Source organism: Xylanimonas sp. McL0601, from assembly GCF_049852175.1.
In the GTDB taxonomy this organism is placed as follows: domain Bacteria; phylum Actinomycetota; class Actinomycetes; order Actinomycetales; family Cellulomonadaceae; genus Xylanimonas.
On record NZ_CP187527.1, the window covers coordinates 519,990 to 533,059 of the forward strand.

General features: G+C 74.6%; 13 protein-coding genes. 7 read left to right on the top strand and 6 right to left on the bottom strand.

The genetic code is table 11. The annotated features are described in order from the left end of the window. Window positions 1–13: 13 nt before the first annotated feature. The gene (locus tag ACO4JP_RS02330) at window positions 14–670 is read right to left on the bottom strand and encodes an HAD family hydrolase (RefSeq protein ID WP_425955789.1); all 657 of its coding nucleotides are present in this window, start codon (window positions 668–670) and stop codon (window positions 14–16) included. Between the two features lie 30 nt (window positions 671–700). After that, entirely contained in the window at window positions 701–1,165 is a 465-nt protein-coding gene (locus ACO4JP_RS02335) for a PTS sugar transporter subunit IIA (RefSeq protein WP_425955790.1), read from the bottom strand. 204 nt (window positions 1,166–1,369) lie between these two features. Here ACO4JP_RS02335 and ptsP point away from each other — a divergent pair, with 204 nt between their 5' ends. After that, window positions 1,370–3,043: a phosphoenolpyruvate--protein phosphotransferase gene (gene ptsP, locus ACO4JP_RS02340; protein ID WP_425955791.1), complete on the top strand. Its 1,674-nt coding sequence runs from the start codon at window positions 1,370–1,372 to the stop codon at window positions 3,041–3,043. A 26-nt stretch (window positions 3,044–3,069) separates the two neighbouring features. On the opposite strand, the gene ACO4JP_RS02345 is transcribed toward ptsP, so the two are convergent. Continuing rightward, the gene (locus tag ACO4JP_RS02345) at window positions 3,070–3,462 is read right to left on the bottom strand and encodes an HPr family phosphocarrier protein (RefSeq protein ID WP_425955792.1); all 393 of its coding nucleotides are present in this window, start codon (window positions 3,460–3,462) and stop codon (window positions 3,070–3,072) included. Between the two features lie 14 nt (window positions 3,463–3,476). Between ACO4JP_RS02345 and ACO4JP_RS02350 the strand changes: the two genes are divergently transcribed. The 3 genes from ACO4JP_RS02350 to ACO4JP_RS02360 all read left to right on the top strand — a co-directional run bounded on the left by ACO4JP_RS02350 (window position 3,477) and on the right by ACO4JP_RS02360 (window position 6,104). Further along, complete coding sequence (locus ACO4JP_RS02350) at window positions 3,477–4,331, top strand: sugar phosphate isomerase/epimerase family protein (RefSeq protein ID WP_425955793.1); 855 nt, start codon at window positions 3,477–3,479, stop codon at window positions 4,329–4,331. Between the two features lie 162 nt (window positions 4,332–4,493). Next, a complete protein-coding gene (locus ACO4JP_RS02355; protein WP_425955794.1) occupies window positions 4,494–4,868 on the top strand; it encodes a hypothetical protein in 375 nt (124 codons plus the stop codon). A 168-nt stretch (window positions 4,869–5,036) separates the two neighbouring features. After that, complete coding sequence (locus ACO4JP_RS02360; RefSeq protein ID WP_425955795.1) at window positions 5,037–6,104, top strand: helix-turn-helix domain-containing protein; 1,068 nt, start codon at window positions 5,037–5,039, stop codon at window positions 6,102–6,104. Between the two features lie 81 nt (window positions 6,105–6,185). On the opposite strand, the gene ACO4JP_RS02365 is transcribed toward ACO4JP_RS02360, so the two are convergent. Next, on the bottom strand, window positions 6,186–8,807 hold the full coding sequence (locus ACO4JP_RS02365) for a LuxR C-terminal-related transcriptional regulator (RefSeq protein ID WP_425955796.1): 2,622 nt from the start codon (window positions 8,805–8,807) through the stop codon (window positions 6,186–6,188). 393 nt (window positions 8,808–9,200) lie between these two features. Here ACO4JP_RS02365 and ACO4JP_RS02370 point away from each other — a divergent pair, with 393 nt between their 5' ends. Beyond that, complete coding sequence (locus tag ACO4JP_RS02370) at window positions 9,201–10,031, top strand: helix-turn-helix transcriptional regulator (protein WP_425955797.1); 831 nt, start codon at window positions 9,201–9,203, stop codon at window positions 10,029–10,031. 105 nt (window positions 10,032–10,136) lie between these two features. Here ACO4JP_RS02370 and ACO4JP_RS02375 read toward each other — a convergent pair whose 3' ends face one another. After that, window positions 10,137–10,844: a MarR family transcriptional regulator gene (locus ACO4JP_RS02375; RefSeq protein WP_425955798.1), complete on the bottom strand. Its 708-nt coding sequence runs from the start codon at window positions 10,842–10,844 to the stop codon at window positions 10,137–10,139. A gap of 234 nt (window positions 10,845–11,078) precedes the next feature. Between ACO4JP_RS02375 and ACO4JP_RS02380 the strand changes: the two genes are divergently transcribed. Next, window positions 11,079–11,741 carry a DUF4097 family beta strand repeat-containing protein gene (locus ACO4JP_RS02380; RefSeq protein ID WP_425955799.1) on the top strand — a complete coding sequence of 221 codons (663 nt, stop codon included), beginning with the start codon at window positions 11,079–11,081 and terminating at the stop codon, window positions 11,739–11,741. A 102-nt stretch (window positions 11,742–11,843) separates the two neighbouring features. On the opposite strand, the gene ACO4JP_RS02385 is transcribed toward ACO4JP_RS02380, so the two are convergent. Continuing rightward, complete coding sequence (locus ACO4JP_RS02385) at window positions 11,844–12,446, bottom strand: TetR/AcrR family transcriptional regulator (protein WP_425955800.1); 603 nt, start codon at window positions 12,444–12,446, stop codon at window positions 11,844–11,846. Window positions 12,447–12,512: 66 nt separating this feature from the next. Between ACO4JP_RS02385 and ACO4JP_RS02390 the strand changes: the two genes are divergently transcribed. Then, the gene (locus tag ACO4JP_RS02390; RefSeq protein WP_425955801.1) at window positions 12,513–13,040 is read left to right on the top strand and encodes a DinB family protein; all 528 of its coding nucleotides are present in this window, start codon (window positions 12,513–12,515) and stop codon (window positions 13,038–13,040) included. Window positions 13,041–13,070: the final 30 nt, after the last annotated feature.

Below are 13,070 nucleotides of genomic sequence, written 5' to 3' on the forward strand. Positions count from 1 at the left end.
CGCCGGGCCGCCGTCAGGCCGCGGTGAGGCCCTTCAGCAGCTGCGGCAGCTCCAGCAGCGAGTCGACGACGTGCGCGCGGGCCGCCTCGGGGCGCCGCGCGTGCAGGTAGCCCCACGGGCCGCGGCGGATCAGCACGGGGATCATGCCGGCGTCGGCGGCGGGAAGCACGTCGTTGTCGGTGCGGTCGCCGACGTAGGCGATCTCCTGCGGCGGGACGCCCGCGAGCTCGGCGGCCGCCGCGAAGAACGCCGGCGCGGGCTTCTCGACCCCGAGCTCCGCGGAGTTGCGGATCTCGTCGACCGGCAGGTTCATCGCCCGCAGCGCGGCGAGCGCGCGCGGCGGCTGGTTGCCGGCGATCACGAGCCGCAGCCCGGCGGCGCGCAGCGCGGTGAGCGCGGGGACGACGTCGGGGTACAGGTCGTCGGCGTCGAACCCGCTGCGCAGCCCGTCGGGGTCGTCGGCGGCCCACGCGGCTTCCTCGGCGTCGAGGTCGAGGCCCGGCCGCACCATCGCGAACGCGTCCGTGTGCTGCAGGCCCAGCGCGGCGCAGCCGCCGAGCACGCCGAGGAACGTCAGCGCCGGGACGCCCAGCCGCTCGGCCCAGCGGGTCCAGATCCGCGTCTCGTCGATGAGCGTCTCGCCGACGTCGAACACCACCGCGCGCACCATGCGCGGCAGCCTACGTCGAAAGGAGCCGGGTCAGGCGATCGTGAAGAGCACGTCCGACGTCGTCAGCTTCGCCCCGACGGGGGCGACGTCGCCCAGCGACGCTGCCTCGGCGTCCAGCGCGACCACCGGCACCACCGGGGACCGCCCGCCCGCGCGGACCACGCTGGGGTCCCAGCCGACCACGGGCTGCCCGGCCGTGACGCGGGCCCCCTCGGTGGCGTGGAGCACGAACCCGGCGCCGTGCAGCTCCACCGTGTCGATCCCGAGGTGCACCAGCACGGCGCGCCCGTCGTCGGCCGCGACGACGAACGCGTGCGGGTGCAGCTTGACGAGGCGGCCGTCGATGGGCGCGACGGCGGTGCCGCCGGCCTCCGGGTCGGGCGCCACGGCGGCACCCGGGCCTACCAGGCCTGCCGAGAAGACGGGGTCCGGGATCTCGGTGACGTCGATGACGACGCCCGCCACGGGCGAGCGGACGGCGAGCAGGGTGGTCACCCCGGAGCCTCGCTGGCCTGCATCCTGGTCCTCCGTCCGGTCGGCGCTCCTCGCGCGCGGTCTGGCCCGACGCTACCCGTCAGGTGGCGGACCGTCGCGCGGTTCCTCGCCTGGTCCGGCGCGTGGGCCCGCGCGTGGACCCTCGCGTGCACCCTCGCGCAGCCCGGGTGCGCGTCGGTGCTGGGTGGGGGCCATGCTGTGCCCATGACCACGCTCAATGGCGTCCCCGTCAGTCCCGGTCGGGCCGCCGGCGTCGTCGTCACGATGCCGGCCGCCGTGCCCGAGCCGCCGCTGGCCCGGCTCCCGGTGGGCAGCGACCTCGACGCGGCCGTCGCGTCGATCGACGCCGCTGCGCAGGTGGTCACCGCGGACCTGTTCGACCGCGCGGGGCGCGCGACCGGCACCGCCGCCGACGTCCTCGCGGTGACCGCGGCGATGGCCGCGGACCCGACGCTCGCCGCCGACGCCGCCCGCCGCGTGCGCGTGGACGGCGAGACGCCGGCGCGGGCCGTGTGGGACGCCGCGCAGACCGTCATCGAGCAGCTCGAGGGGCTCGGCGGGCACATGGCCGAGCGCGCGCGCGACGTGCGCGACGTGCGCGACCGCATCGTCGCCGAGCTCACCGGGCAGCGGCCGCCGGGCGTGCCGGAGCCGGGCCACGCGTTCGTGCTGGTCGCCCACGACCTCGCGCCCGCGGACACCGCAACCCTCGACCCCGAGACCACGCTCGCCCTCGTCACCGAGAGCGGCGGCCCGACGTCGCACACCGCGATCCTGGCGCGGGCGCTCGGCATCCCCGCGGTGGTCGCCGTCGCCGGGGCGGGCGAGCTCGCCGACGGAGAGACGGTGCTGGTCGACGGCGGCCGGGGGACCGTCGAGCGGGACCCGGCGCCCGAGGCGGTGGCCGCCGCGGCCGAGCGGCGGCACGCGCACCGCTCGTTCGAGGGCGAGGGACACACCGCCGACGGCGTCCACGTGGAGCTGCTGGCCAACGTCGCCGACACCGGCTCGGCGGCGGCGGCCGCCGCGGCCGGGGCCGAGGGCATCGGGCTGTTCCGCACCGAGTTCCTGTTCCTGGGACGGCCCGAGGAGCCGTCCGTCGCCGAGCAGACCGCCGCCTACCGCGGCGTCCTCGACGCCTTCGCGGGCCGCAAGGTGGTGGTCCGGACGCTCGACGCCGGGGCCGACAAGCCCTTGCCCTTCCTCCCCGCGGACGGCGAGCGCAACCCCGCGCTCGGCGTGCGCGGGCTGCGCACCGCCGTCGCGCACCCGGACGTGCTCGAGCGGCAGCTCGAGGCGATCTCCGCCGCGGCCCGGGGCGCGGACGCCCAGGTCTGGGTCATGGCCCCGATGGTCTCGACGCCGGACGAGGCGACCCGGTTCGCCGAACGGTGTGCCGCGCACGGGCTGACCCAGCCCGGCGTGATGGTCGAGGTCCCGGCAGCCGCGCTGGAGGCGCGCTGGCTGCTGGAGCGGGCGATGTTCGCGTCGCTCGGCACCAACGACCTCACGCAGTACGCCATGGCCGCCGACCGCGAGCTCGGTGCGCTCGCAGAGCTCTCGACGGCGTGGCAGCCGGCGGTGCTGCGGCTGGTCGCCGCGACGTGCGAGGGTGCCCGCGCCGCAGGGGAGCGACCCGTCGGCGTGTGCGGCGAGGCGGCGGGCGACCCGGCGCTCGCACCGGTGCTCGTCGGGTTGGGCGTGACGTCGCTGTCGATGGCCCCGGCAGCGCTGGGTGACGTCGCCGCGGTGCTGGCGGCGACGTCGTCGGCGCGGTGCCGCGAGCTCGCGGCGCTCGCGCTCGGGGCGCGCGACGCCTGGGCGGCCCGGAAGGCCGTGCGCGCGGCGCTCCCCGAGCTCGAGGAGCTGGGGCTCTGAGCCCTGAGCCCCTCGAGGAGACCACGTCAGGCCGGGGCGGTCTGGGACAGGTAGCGCTCGAGCGCGTCGAGCGCCTCCTGGTCCTCCGCACCCGTCCCGGGTGTCGACAGCACCACCTCGTCCCCCGCGGAGACGTCCAGCGTCAGCACCCCGAGGATGCTCCCGGCGGCCACCGCGTCCCCGCCGGGCCGGGCGATCGACAGCGGCACATGCTGCCTCCCCGCCTCCCGCACGAACAGCGCGGCGGGCCGGGCGTGGAGGCCCTCGCGGAGCCGGACGACGACGACGCGTTCCATGCCTCGGATGCTAGTGAGGCGACAGGAGTTCTCGTCCAGCCGCCGGCGCGCGTCCCACGCGCGCGGCAGCTCGCGCACCGTGGACACCTGCGGCGCCGCCGCGTCGTCGTCGTGCCCGGGCACGTATCGTTCGACCCATGCCCCCGGCTATCCCGGTGACGCTCTCGACCGCCTCGGTGTACCCGAGGCGGGCCGCCTACGCGTTCGAGTCCGCGGCCGAGCTCGGCTACGACGGCGTCGAGGTCATGGTGTGGTCGGACCCGGCCACGCAGGACCCGGACGTGCTCGCCCGCCTCTCGGCCCACCACGAAGTCCCCATCCGCAGCCTGCACGCCCCGACGCTGCTCGTGAGCCAGGGGGTGTGGGGCCGCGACCCGGCGCTCAAGCTGAGGCGCACGGTCGACATGGCGCACGAGCTGGGCGCGGGCACCGTCGTCGTCCACCCGCCCTTTCGGTGGCAGTACCGCTACGCGCGCGGGTTCCAGGACCAGGTGCGCGAGCTGGAGGCCGAGACCGGCGTGACCCTCGCCGTCGAGAACATGTACCCGTGGAAGGCGCGCACGCGCAGCGACCGCCACTACGTGGCGTACCTGCCCGGCTGGGACGCGACCGAGCACAGCTACGACTCCGTGACCCTCGACCTCTCCCACGCGGCCGTCGCCCGGCAGTCGGGGCTCGCCCTGGTCAAGACGTTCGGCGAGCACCTGCGCCACGTGCACCTCGCCGACGGCACAGGGGTCCCGCGGGACGAGCACCTGGTGCCGGGACGCGGCACGATGGACTGCGCCGAGGTGCTCATGGAGCTCGCCTCGAGCGGCTGGGCGGGCGACGTCGTCGTCGAGATCTCGACGCGGCGCGACCGCTCCGCGCACGAGCGGCACGGGGACCTCGAGGCAGCTCTGACGTTCGCGCGCTCGTACCTGGCGCCCGTGCCGACCGCATACGTGCCGCCTCCCCCGGAGCGGCACCACCTCCCCGCAGACGCCTGGTGACGCGGGCGTAGCCGGCCGCTGCGCGGTGCGTGACGCGTCTCGCAGGAGCGCCAGCGACACCCCCTGGCTCGGAGGGCGCCAGGTGCGCGCGCCCGAGGTGTCCCGAGGCGGACGGTTGGGGGGTCACCGGGCGCTCGGCCCGGACAACCCCGGGGAGCGCGCATGAGCCAAACGCATCGCAGCCGAGGAGTCCTGGCGGCGGACCGCGAGACCCTCCTCGAGATCGCCGACGTCCTGGACGTCCTGTGCGACGCTCGGGTGACGCTCGACCCTGAGGCCGAGCACGAGACCGCCCTGCGCGTCGCGCTGTTCGCGCTGCTCGACAAGCCGACGCAGGAGACCTGGGAGAAGGTCCGCGAGGTGGAGGTCATCCCCAGCTACGTGCCCGGGCTGGCGACGCCGTCGCCGCTCGGCCTGACGCTGGGCGACATCGTCTACGCGTTCGGCCTGCCGGACCTGATCTGCCCCTCGCGCCGTGCGTTGCTGCGCGCCCTGAGGTGGGTCGCGGGCGAGCACGGCGGCCCAGCGCAGGGCTGACGGCACGGTCGCGGGGCTGCCGGAGCCGAAGGCGCGGCGCGCGATGCGCGGACTCGTGGCTTCGTCGTACTCAGATGGGCGCGGGGCAGCACTCAGCTGGCCGGGAATGCGCGCCAGGGTGCCCATCGGGGCGCCGAGGGTCGTGTCAACCCGAGGAGGACGACCCAGATGACGATCACCACCCCGATGATTGACCGCCCGATGACCCGTCGCACGGCCCCGGCCACCATTGCCCCCCGCGCGCTTCGCCCGGCCCGCACGACGACCGGCTGCCCGTTCGAGCCGGAGCCCGGCGCCGCCGTGAGCGTCCGCGAGTGGAAGGGTGAGGAGGACCTCGCCCAGTTCGCGTCCCTCGTCCCCACGTCGGCCCGCCCGGAGAGCTTCCACCTCCAGACGCGCACCGCGCGCTTCGGCGCCTTCGACGTCACCTACATGGTGCACGGCCCGATGCGCATCGAGGCCGCGGCCGACAACTTCGGTCACGACGTCAAGACTCTCCGCATGATCGTCGTGCTCGACGGCGAGGTCGTGCTCCGCGCGGGCGACACCCTGCACGGCGAGCACGCGACGCTCCGCCGCCGCGACGGCGCCCTGGTGCTCGGCTGGGCCCCGGTGACGTACACCGCCGCCGCGCCGGCCCGCGTGGTCGTCGTCGACGTCCCCGTGGACCACGACGCCCTGATGGGCCTGCCCGAGACGGCCCCGTTCGTCGTCGGCGGCTCCGAGACCGCGCTGCTGTCTGCGCTCGCCGCGTTCGCGCTCGACCTGCTTCGCCAGGACGTCGACACGCTGACCCCCGCGGTGCGTGCCCAGGTCACCGACTCGCTCGAGTCGCTGTTCTCCGGCACCGTCTCCACGCTCGCCGTCCCGTCGGGCGGCGACTGGAACCGCCGCAGCCAGCGCATGCACGTGGTGCGCTACATCGCGACGCACTATGCCGACCCCCAGCTCGGCCCGACGACGCTTGCCGCCCACCTGGGCATGTCGAAGCGCTCGCTGCAGCGCCTCTTCGAGGGCGAGAAGATGTCGGTCTCGCAGCTGGTCCAGGCCAAGCGCGTCGACCAGGTGCTGCTGCGCCTGCGCGACCTGCGCTACTCCGGCACCTCGCTCGACGAGCTCGCCGTGCTGACCGGCTTCGGCTCCGCGCTGGCCCTGCGCCGGGCGGTCCAGGCCGCGACCGGACGCACGCCGTCGGCCCTGCGCCAGGAGGCGCAGTCCGGCTCGACGATCGGCTGACGCCACCCCCTCCCGGCTCGAGTTGTCAGAGGCTCGCAAGCACCCGTGCTTGCGAGCCTCTGACATGTCCCGGGTGGCCGCTCAGCTGGCGAGGACGCGGGACATCTCCGTGCGGTTGTCCACCCCGAGCTTGCGGAAGACGCGGTGCAGGTGGTTCTCGACCGTCCGCACCGAGATGAGCAGCCGCCGCGCGATGTCCTGGTTCGTCATGCCCGACGCCGCCAGCCGCGCGATCTCGTCCTCGCGGGCCGTGAGCTCGGCGCCCTCGGCCGCAGAGCGCAGCCCCGCCGCGGCCTCGTCGCCCCACACCTCGAGCCGGCGCCGCGCCTCCTCGTGCACCTCGGCCGCGCGCGCGGCCGCACCCGACGCCCGCAGCGCCGACAGGCCGGCCGTGTAGGCCCGCGTGGCCGTCCACACCAGGCCCGCGTCGGCGTGCCGGTCGGCGACGGCGATGAGCGCCTCGGGGTCGCCGTCGCACAGCGCCGTGACGAACCGGTCGAGGTACCGCACCAGCGGTGCGGTGATCTCGGCGGCGACGTCCGCCAGCACCGCTCCGCGCTCCGGCGTCGGGTTCTCGACGACGGCGAGCATGCCGCAGACGTAGCCCGACATCCTGTAGCCGCTCTCGAGCAGCGTCTCGGTCTCGGCCCACAGCCGGTCGGCCGCGAGCGCCCGGGCCTGCAGGGGCGGTAGCTCGGCGCCGTCGAGCCGGGCGATCGCGAGCGTGGGCGAGCCCAGCGGGAACGGCCCGGGACCTGTGCGCAGGGCGAGCGCCTGCTGCGCGAGCGTGCGCGCCGTCGTGGTGCGGCCCTCGTCGGCGGCGAGGCCGGCCGCCATCGACAGCAGCGCGACCTGCTGCGGGCGCTCCAGGGCGGACAGGACGCCCGAGGACAGCACGGACCCGAGCAGGATGCGCAGCTCTCCGATGCGACCGCGGTTGGTGAGGACCTGCGCGGCGACGTACGCGGCGCCGACGATGCCCTCGACGTCGTGCGAGTGCCGCGCCGCGGCGAGCATGTCCTGGGCCTCGGCCAGCGCCTCGTCGAGGCGCGCCTCGAGCAGCAGCGCCCAGGGCCGGGAGGTGCGCCGGGCCTGCGCGAACGTCGAGGTGACCTCGCCGAGGCTCTCGATCAGCTCCAGCGCCTCGGCCGAGCGGCCCTGGGCGAGCAGCAGCTCGGCCCGGACCGTGCCCACGATCTCGCGGGTGTCGACGTCGCCGTCGGCGAGCGACGCCATCGGCGGCAGGTCGTCGGGGTCCGGTGCGTGGTCGACGAGCAGCACGATGAACGCCTCGATGCCGTCGATGAGCTCGACCCACTCGTCGGCGTCCACGCGCGTCTGCTCGAGCACGGCGTGGACCCATTCGAGGTTGTGCTCGACGGCGCCGAGGAACAGCGCGTACCAGTCGTCGAACGCGACGAGCTCGCGGGTGTCGCCGGTGCGGGGCGTGGCCTCGCGCACGGCGAGCACGGCCTCGGCCTCGGCGCCGGTCACGAGCATGGTGCGCACCAGCGTGGCGGCGGTGCGCGGGGTCGGGGCCTGCTCCCACTCGGTGCGGCGCACGAGCAGCTCGCGGTGCCACTGCTCCTGCAGGAGGCGGTTGACGATGATGTCGGCCTCGACGGCCGACCCGACCGGGGGGCGTGTGCCGCCGCCGGCGTCGGCGGGGCCGGTGAGCCGCCAGGGGGCGAGCACGGTGACAGGCCGTTGCGTCGCCGTCCCGCCGAACGCGCTGGTCACGGCTTCGTCCACCTTGAGGTGGCCGGCGCCGACGCCCAGGTGGCGGAAGTACTCGACGATGGCGAGCGGGAACAGGCTGACGAGCATCTTCTCGTCGCGGGGCACGAACCGCAGCAGGCGGTACCCGTCGAGCTCCTCGAGCACCTCCCACGGCATGAGGCGGCGCGCCGTCGTCACGTCGAGCGTCCCGGCGAGCGCGAGCGCGTGCAGACCGTCGACGCCCTCCGGGCTCACGCGCTGGAGCAGGGGGTCGACGGCGCGCACCATCCCCGGCGTCCACATCTCGGCGCCGGCAGCCCAGACGCCGCCCGACAGCCGCAACGACCCGTGCAGGCGCGCCCCCTCGGCCAGTGCGAGCGCCAGACCCGGGAGCCCGCCCGACGCCGAGAACACGCGGCTCACGGCCGCGGACTCGATCGGCCCTCCGAGCGCCTCGACCAGCAGGGTCTGCGTGTCGACGTAGCCGAGCGGCGGCACCTCGAGCGTCACCCCGGGCTGCACCGAGGCCGAGATGCGCGTCGGCGAGCGCAGCGCGCGGGGCGTGTGGCGCGACGTCGTCAGCAGCGCGAACGGCGTCATGGCGTGCGCCGCGGCGATCGCGCCGGCCGAGATCTCGTCGAGGTCGTCGACGTCGTCGACGACGAGCAGCGTGCCGCCGCCCCGGACCGCGGCCAGGATCCCCTGCACTGCGGCGGACACCGCCGTCGTCGGGCCTTGCGGAGCGCCCTGGCGGGCCATGAGGCCGGCGACGGCGAGCGCCTCCAGCGGGCGCTCGCGGAGCCCGAGGATGCCGTGGGCCTGCACGACCTGCCAGCCGGCGTCCTCCAGCTCGGCGGCGACGGCACGCGCCAGTAGTGTGCGGCCGCCGCCGGGCAGCCCCTGGAGGTCGACGCTCGTGCCTGCGACCAGGTGCTTCACGGCGTCGTCCCGAACGTCGACGTGCAGCGTCCCATGCGGCGTCATGCACCACATCGTGTCCCAGCGGCGCAAGCGGTGCCATGCGGTCGTGCACCCAGCGCCATCCGGCCTTGCCGAGAGGGGCGGCCCGTGATGGTTGAGGCACCGCGGCAGGGAGCGATCCTTAGGCCCGGGCGACACCCCGTCCCCTCGTCGCCCGCGCCGGTCATGCCGCGAAGGACGGCGTCCGCGCGGCATCCCCGTGCGCGGACGCCGTCCGCCCTGACCGGTGAGCAACTCGGCCCCCGGTCACCCCCGACGGACCAGAGAGGACGCCGTGGACGCGTCGACTCACCACAAGCGCATCGCCCGCATCGTGGGGCGTGATCCTTTCGCAGGATCGCTGCTCGCCGTGTTGCTGAGCCTTCCGATCGTCACGGTGGGATAAGGGGTCCGGCCATGGCACTGATTCAGGCGGAACGACGGCGTTCGGCACGGTTCGGCTCGTACATCGTGTCCCTGGTCCAGACGGGCCAGGTGCACCAGCGCATCGCCGGTGACAACTTCGGTCATCCCTGGCGCGCGGTGCGCCTCATCGTCGTTCTCGACGGCGAGGTCAGCCTCAAGACGGCCGGGACCATCGAGGTGCTCGAGCCGCGCGCGGCCGCCCTCGCCGTGGGCTGGCGACCTCTCGAGGTGTCGTCCCCCGGAGCGCTCGTGGTCGAGGTCGACGTCGCCGTCGAGCGCACCGCGATGCGCGGCACGTTCGACGACACCCCGCTGACGGTGTGGGGCCCCGACGCCGTGCTCCCGGGCGCGACGGCGTCGGCGCTGCGGGAGCTCGTGTGCCGGCCGGGCGTCGTGCCGGAGGTGCGCGCGGAGACCGTGCGCGTCGTCGAGCAGCTCGTCGGCGCCGTGGCGACCTGCCGGCCCGAGACGCGCTCCGCCGTGCTGCTCGAGCAGGTGGAGCGGTCACGCGTGATCCAGCACATCGGCGTCCACCACGCCGCGCGCGACCTCACGCCAGCGAGCATCGCCGCTCACTTCGGCGTCTCGACCCGCACGCTGCACCGGCTGTTCGAGGGCGAGGAGCGCACGGTGTGCGGCTGGATCGCCCACGAGCGGCTGCGCTCCGCGCTGGCCCGCCTCCACGACCCGCGATATGCGGCGGTCACCCTGGAGGACGTGGCGGAGCTGTGCGGCTACGGCTCTTCCCTGGCGCTGCGGCGTGCGGTCCAGGCGGCCACGGGCTCGACGCCGTCGGAGCTGCGCTCGAAGCTCGCGAACTGACCCCCGCCGGGGGCCCCTGGCGTCGAGTTCGAGCCTTCGTCGCAAGTTCGAGCGCTCGTGGGCGCTCGAACTCCCGACGAACACTCGAACTCGACGGGTCCGCGATCAGCGGGTGTGGAGGATCTCGCGGGCTTGCTCCGCCGCGCGCTCGATGCTCTCGCCCACGAACGCGACGAAGCGCGCGATGTTCTCCAGGCGCACCCCGGCGGGAGTCGCCGCGCCGAGGATGGCGACGCCCTCGCGGGTCGTCTCCGCGAGCAGCGCGTTGGCCCGGGCCGACGCGATCATCGACTGGTACCAGACATCGGCGTCGAACACGTACCGCTCGCGGCGCCCGTCGCGCTCGCGGCGCACCAGGCCTTGCGACTCGAGGTGCGCGACCGCCTTGGAGACCGAGGCCGGGCTCACCCCCAGACGCTGCACCAGCTCGCCGGCCGTGAGCGTGCCGTCGTCGGTGGTGTAGAGGCATGTGAGCACGCGCGCGCCCATCGACGTCAGGCCCGACTGCACGAACAGCTCCGTGAGCCGCTGCTCGTAGGCACGCACGGCGTCGGGGTCTCGGCCGTGGACGCGCGTCGCAGGCGCTCTGCCGGTGCCAGCGACGGCGGCACGACGACGGTGCGCCCGGTGGGCGGTCGCGCGCTGCGCCGCCTCCGCGCGGTAGGCGTGGGGGCCGCCGTTGCGCAGCACCTCGCGCGTGATCGTCGAGGTGGGGCGGCCGAGGCGCCGCGCGATCTCCGCATAGGCGAGGCCGTCGGCGACGCCGGTGGCGATCTTCTGGCGTTCGGCCGGGCTGAGCCTGCCTCCTGGCATCGGGAACCTCCTGGGATCTGGGCCGATCGGCAGCCTAGCGTTCAGGTCTCCGTCATTGCAACGACGACGAGACCGATCGTTGCGTTGATTTCAGCGCCGGTGCAACGATTTATGACCTTTGAAGTGCAGAGATGGTTCGCAGTGCCAGAAAGTCTCTTGCCCGGATCGGAAACGCTACGTAGCGTTTCCGGTGTCAGAAAGTCCGGTCCCGCGAGACTCGAGGAGCGATCCACCATGCACACGTTCGACACCACCAGCCCCGTCACCGCCGTCGTCGACATCGCCGCCGGGCGTGTCCAGCTGATCGCGGCGGACCGCCCCGACACCACGGTCGAGGTGCGCCCCGCCGACCCGGCCAAGGGCCGCGACGTCAAGGCCGCCGAGCGGACCACGGTGACGTTCGCAGACGGGGTCGTGCGCGTCGTCACCACGGCGCGGCACGAGATCGTCGGGGTCTCCGGCTCGATCGAGGTCACCGTCCAGCTGCCCGCCGGCTCGCACGTCGACGCCAAGGCTGCGTCGGCGGAGGTCCGCGGCGTCGGCCGGCTGGGCGAGGTCGCGTTCGAGGGCGCGCAGGGCGAGATCCGCGTCGACGAGGTGGCGGGCGCCCGCATCGTCACCCAGGCGGGCGACGTCGCGATCGGTCGCCTGACCGGTCCGGCGGAGGTCCGGACGCAGAAGGGCTCGATCCAGGTCGACGAGGCGGTGCGCGGCGCCGTCGAGCTGAGCACCCAGGCGGGTGACATCACGGTGGGGACGCCCGCGGGCACCTCGGCCACGCTGGACGCGGGCGCGACCTACGGTCGCATCACCAACGGCCTGCGCAACACGGGCGAGCCGGCGGTGACGTTCCGGGCGACGACGTCGTACGGCGACATCACGGCAGCCACCCGCTGAGGTTGGCCGGCCGAGACGGCCCGTCAGATCCTCGGCAACTCGTGGAGACTGCGTCAGCCCGGGCTGAGGCAGTCTCGACGAGCAGCCGAGGAATGGGAAGGCCTAGGCCGCCGCCTCGCGGGCGCCGACCGCGCGGAGGACGAACTGCTCCGCCGCCTGGATCGCGCGCTCGCGCGCCGCGGGCTCCTCGGGGATGAGGCGGCCGGAGAGGCAGGCGTTCACGAGGCCCACCGTCGGGTCGATGTCCTGCTCCGGGAACTCGCCCACCGCGATCCCCGCGGTCAGGATGCGGCGCAGGATCGTCTCGACGATCTCGGCGTGCTCGCGCAGCCGCTGCAGCGTGGGCCGCGACAGCACGGTCCGCAGGTCGGGGCCGGGCGCGAGGTGGAACATGCGCGAGAGCTGCGCCTGCTGGCGGATGTAGGTGCGCAGCTGCTCGACGGGGTCCGTGACACCCTCGAGCGCGCGCTCGAGCCGGTGGGCGTACTCCTCCGTCTCGTGGGTGATGAAGCCCAGGAGCAGCGCTTCCTTGTCCGGGAAGTGGTTGTAGACCGCCGTCCGGCCCACGCCGGCCTCCGCGGCGATGTCCGCGAGGGTGATGGTGTCGAACCCGCGCTCCGACATCAGGGCCGAGAGAGCGGTGAAGAGCCGATGCCTCGTCATCTGGCGGTGCTCGTGGAGGCTCTTCCCGATGATCTTGGGCATGCTGACATCATAGGGTGAGACCGTCAGTACCAGATACACGCCTCCACCCCCCCGTACGCTGCGGCCATGCAGAACGACGGCATCACCCCTGACACCAAGGACTGGACCTGGGTCCTCGCGCGCCCGTGCCCGGAGTGCGGCTTCGACGCCTCGGCGTCGGACCCGCTCGCCGTCGGTGAGGCCGTGCGGGAGGTGCTCCCGCGCTGGTCGGCCGCCCTCGCGCGCGACGACGTCCAGGTGCGCCCTGCCCCCGAGGTGTGGTCGCCGCTGGAGTACGGCGCCCACGTGCGCGACGTCTTCCGGGTGTTCGACGGGCGCCTCGCCTCGATGGTAGATGCCGACAACCCGCTCTTCGCCAACTGGGACCAGGACGCCACGGCCGTCACGGACGACTACGCGCACCAGGATCCCGCCGTCGTCGCCGACGAGCTCGCCGCGGCGGGCGCGGCGGTCGCGGCGCGGTTCGACGCCGTCCGCCCGGAGCAGCTCGAGCGGCCGGGGCGTCGCTCCAACGGGTCGGTGTTCACCGTCCGCACGCTCGGGCAGTACTTCCTGCACGACGTCGTGCACCACCTGCACGACGTCGGAGCCTAAGTGGCCGCTCGGGTCCCGGACGGCACACCC

What these genes read in the sequence shown, in the direction of transcription:
- ACO4JP_RS02330 (WP_425955789.1), bottom strand. Translation starts at nt 670, where the DNA reads ATGGTGCGCGCGGTGGTGTTCGACGTCGGCGAGACGCTCATCGACGAG.
- ptsP (WP_425955791.1), top strand. Translation starts at nt 1,370, where the DNA reads ATGACCACGCTCAATGGCGTCCCCGTCAGTCCCGGTCGGGCCGCCGGC.
- ACO4JP_RS02350 (WP_425955793.1), top strand. Translation starts at nt 3,477, where the DNA reads ATGCCCCCGGCTATCCCGGTGACGCTCTCGACCGCCTCGGTGTACCCG.
- ACO4JP_RS02355 (WP_425955794.1), top strand. Translation starts at nt 4,494, where the DNA reads ATGAGCCAAACGCATCGCAGCCGAGGAGTCCTGGCGGCGGACCGCGAG.
- ACO4JP_RS02360 (WP_425955795.1), top strand. Translation starts at nt 5,037, where the DNA reads ATGACGATCACCACCCCGATGATTGACCGCCCGATGACCCGTCGCACG.
- ACO4JP_RS02365 (WP_425955796.1), bottom strand. Translation starts at nt 8,807, where the DNA reads ATGACGCCGCATGGGACGCTGCACGTCGACGTTCGGGACGACGCCGTG.
- ACO4JP_RS02370 (WP_425955797.1), top strand. Translation starts at nt 9,201, where the DNA reads ATGGCACTGATTCAGGCGGAACGACGGCGTTCGGCACGGTTCGGCTCG.
- ACO4JP_RS02375 (WP_425955798.1), bottom strand. Translation starts at nt 10,844, where the DNA reads ATGCCAGGAGGCAGGCTCAGCCCGGCCGAACGCCAGAAGATCGCCACC.
- ACO4JP_RS02380 (WP_425955799.1), top strand. Translation starts at nt 11,079, where the DNA reads ATGCACACGTTCGACACCACCAGCCCCGTCACCGCCGTCGTCGACATC.
- ACO4JP_RS02385 (WP_425955800.1), bottom strand. Translation starts at nt 12,446, where the DNA reads ATGCCCAAGATCATCGGGAAGAGCCTCCACGAGCACCGCCAGATGACG.
- ACO4JP_RS02390 (WP_425955801.1), top strand. Translation starts at nt 12,513, where the DNA reads ATGCAGAACGACGGCATCACCCCTGACACCAAGGACTGGACCTGGGTC.